The sequence below is a fragment of the Nocardia sp. NPDC051321 genome (genome assembly GCF_044455225.1).
Taxonomy (GTDB): Bacteria; Actinomycetota; Actinomycetes; order Mycobacteriales; family Mycobacteriaceae; genus Nocardia.
This window is the reverse complement of the sequence record NZ_JBITEM010000036.1, coordinates 1,535-5,154: the sequence shown is the minus strand read 5'-3', so window position 1 is coordinate 5,154 and position 3,620 is coordinate 1,535. Positions and strand designations below refer to the sequence as shown.

2 rRNA genes (1 of these 2 cut by a window edge) are annotated in these 3,620 nt (G+C 55.8%); both read right to left on the bottom strand.

From position 1 onward, the window contains the following. Positions 1–43: 43 nt before the first annotated feature. Positions 44–3,179 (bottom strand): 23S ribosomal RNA (locus ACIA8C_RS43050). A gap of 350 nt (positions 3,180–3,529) precedes the next feature. Further along, positions 3,530–3,620 (bottom strand): 16S ribosomal RNA (locus tag ACIA8C_RS43045) (it continues 1,527 nt past the right edge of the window). The 16S and 23S rRNA genes sit together here, the layout of an rRNA operon.

Sequence of the window (3,620 nt, the reverse complement as noted above, 5' to 3'; positions counted from 1 at the left end):
GTGTGTTGTTTCAGATACTGCACAGTGGACGCGTAGCTTCTTTGTTGGTAAGTCCTCGGCCGATTAGTACCAGTCACCTACACCCGTTACCGGGCTTCCAGTTCTGGCCTATCAACCCCATGGTCTGTGGGGGGCCTTAACCACTCGAAGGTGGTGAGAAACCTCATCTTGGAACAGGCTTCCCGCTTAGATGCTTTCAGCGGTTATCCCTTCCGAACGTAGCTAACCAGCAGTGCTCCTGGCGGAACAACTGGCACACCAGAGGTTCGTCCGTCCCGGTCCTCTCGTACTAGGGACAGCCTTCCTCAAGTTTCTGACGCGCGCGGCGGATAGAGACCGAACTGTCTCACGACGTTCTAAACCCAGCTCGCGTGCCGCTTTAATGGGCGAACAGCCCAACCCTTGGGACCTACTCCAGCCCCAGGATGCGACGAGCCGACATCGAGGTGCCAAACCATCCCGTCGATATGGACTCTTGGGGAAGATCAGCCTGTTATCCCCGGGGTACCTTTTATCCGTTGAGCGACACCGCTTCCACTTGCCGGTGCCGGATCACTAGTCCCGACTTTCGTCCCTGCTCGAGCTGTCGCTCTCACAGTCAAGCTCCCTTGTGCACTTGCACTCGACACCTGATTGCCAACCAGGCTGAGGGAACCTTTGGGCGCCTCCGTTACATTTTAGGAGGCAACCGCCCCAGTTAAACTACCCACCAGGCACTGTCCCTGAACCAGATCATGGTCCGAGGTTAGAAGTCCAATACGATCAGAGTGGTATTTCAACGATGACTCCACAAACACTGGCGTGCCCGCTTCACAGTCTCCCACCTATCCTACACAAACCGTACCGAACACCAATACCAAGCTATAGTGAAGGTCCCGGGGTCTTTTCGTCCTGCCGCGCGTAACGAGCATCTTTACTCGTAATGCAATTTCGCCGAGTCTGTGGTTGAGACAGCTGAGAAGTCGTTACGCCATTCGTGCAGGTCGGAACTTACCCGACAAGGAATTTCGCTACCTTAGGATGGTTATAGTTACCACCGCCGTTTACCGGGGCTTAAATTCTCAGCTTCGCGCCGAAGCGCTAACCGGTCCTCTTAACCTTCCGGCACCGGGCAGGCGTCAGTCCGTATACATCGTCTTACGACTTCGCACGGACCTGTGTTTTTAGTAAACAGTCGCTTCTCACTGGTCTCTGCGACCACCCCCAGCTCCCGGAGTAAATCCGTTCACCAGTTGTGGTCCCCCTTCTCCCGAAGTTACGGGGGCATTTTGCCGAGTTCCTTAACCACAGTTCTCTCGATCGCCTTAGTATTCTCTACCTGACCACCTGTGTCGGTTTGGGGTACGGGCCGTGTACCAACTCACTAGAGGCTTTTCTCGGCAGCATAGGATCACTGAATTCGCCTCAATCGGCTACGCATCACCTCTCAGGCTATATGTCCGGCGGATTTGCCTACCGGACGCCCTACAGGCTTACACCAGTACAACCACTGACTGGCCCAGCTACCTTCCTGCGTCACCCCATCGCTTGACTACTACCAGCCAGGGTCATGTGCATCCCTCCACTCGAGACCCGAAGGTCTTCTCGGAAGTTCAGGACACTTAGCACAACTGATTCATCATGGGCGCGGATACACGGGTACGGGAATATCAACCCGTTGTCCATCGACTACGCCTGTCGGCCTCGCCTTAGGTCCCGACTCACCCTGGGCGGATTAACCTGGCCCAGGAACCCTTGGTCATTCGGCGGACGAGTTTCTCACTCGTCTTTCGCTACTCATGCCTGCATTCTCACTCCCATAGCCTCCACAACTAGGTCACCCTGCTGCTTCCATGGCTATAGGACGCTCCCCTACCCACCCCAACCGCTGCACGCACCCCCGTAAGGATGCGCGGACGTATTGTTGGAGTGCCGCGGCTTCGGCGGTGTACTTGAGCCCCGCTACATTGTCGGCGCAAAATCACTTGACCAGTGAGCTATTACGCACTCTTTCAAGGGTGGCTGCTTCTAAGCCAACCTCCTGGTTGTCTTCGCGACTTCACATCCTTTTCCACTTAGTACACGCTTAGGGGCCTTAGCCGGCGATCTGGGCTGTTTCCCTCTCGACTACGAAGCTTATCCCCCGCAGTCTCACTGCCACGCTCTCACACACCGGCATTCGGAGTTTGGCTGATTTCGGTAAGCTTGTAGGCCCCCTAGACCATCCAGTAGCTCTACCTCCGGCGTGAAACACGTGACGCTGCACCTAAATGCATTTCGGGGAGAACCAGCTATCACGGAGTTTGATTGGCCTTTCACCCCTACCCACAGCTCATCCCCTCAGTTTTCAACCTAAGTGGGTTCGGGCCTCCACGACGTCTTACCGTCGCTTCACCCTGGCCATGGGTAGATCACTCCGCTTCGGGTCTAGAACATGCGACTCTGGGCGCCCTATTCGGACTCGCTTTCGCTACGGCTACCCCACACGGGTTAACCTCGCCACATGCCACTAACTCGCAGGCTCATTCTTCAAAAGGCACGCCATCACCCACAGTCGACCAAACGACTCGCAGGCTTTGACGGATTGTAAGCGCACGGTTTCAGGTACTATTTCACTCCCCTCCCGGGGTACTTTTCACCTTTCCCTCACGGTACTAGTCCGCTATCGGTCACCAGGGAGTATTCAGGCTTACCGGGTGGTCCCGGCAGATTCACAGCAGATTTCACGGGCCCGCTGCTACTCGGGTACTCACTACAAGAGCCGCTGAGTTTTCGTCTACGGGATTCTCACCCTCTACGACAGGCCGTTCCAGACCACTTCGACTAACACAACGGTTTCTGACTCTCGCCCATCACGGCAGTGATGAGAAAATGAGCCCCACTACCCCACACACGCAACCCCTGCCGGGTATCACACGTGCATGGTTTAGCCTCTTCCGCTTTCGCTCGCCACTACTCACGGAATCACTATTGTTTTCTCTTCCTGTGGGTACTGAGATGTTTCACTTCCCCACGTTCCCTCCACACACCCTATATATTCAGATGCGGGTAACACGACATCACTCGTGCTGGGTTTCCCCATTCGGAAATCCTCGGATCTCAGCTCGGTTGACAGCTCCCCGAGGCTTATCGCAGCCTCCTACGTCCTTCATCGGCTCCTGGTGCCAAGGCATCCACCGTACGCTCTTAAACACTTACTAACAAAGATGCTCGCGTCCACTGTGCAGTTCTCAAACAACACACAAAACCGAGCTACCGCCACCACCATGCCCACCCACCCCCTTTTCACAGGGAGCCGATGCGGTCTGCGTGACCACTCGGTCTTGTCGTTATCTTCGCCTAGAGAGTCACTCGCGTGTTCTCTCAGGACCCAACAGTGTGTCGATATATTCACCACCGAATCTCCACTGAGGAAGACTCGATTGCGGGAAGTTTGTCAGCGTTCCACCCATGAGCGTCCGCGGTCCCACGAATGGGGACACAAACGGTCTCTGGCATCAGCGTTTACCATCCCCGACTCTTCGGGGTGCGATGCAGATGTGCTCCTTAGAAAGGAGGTGATCCAGCCGCACCTTCCGGTACGGCTACCTTGTTACGACTTCGTCCCAATCGCCAATCCCACCTTCGACGGCTCCCTCCCG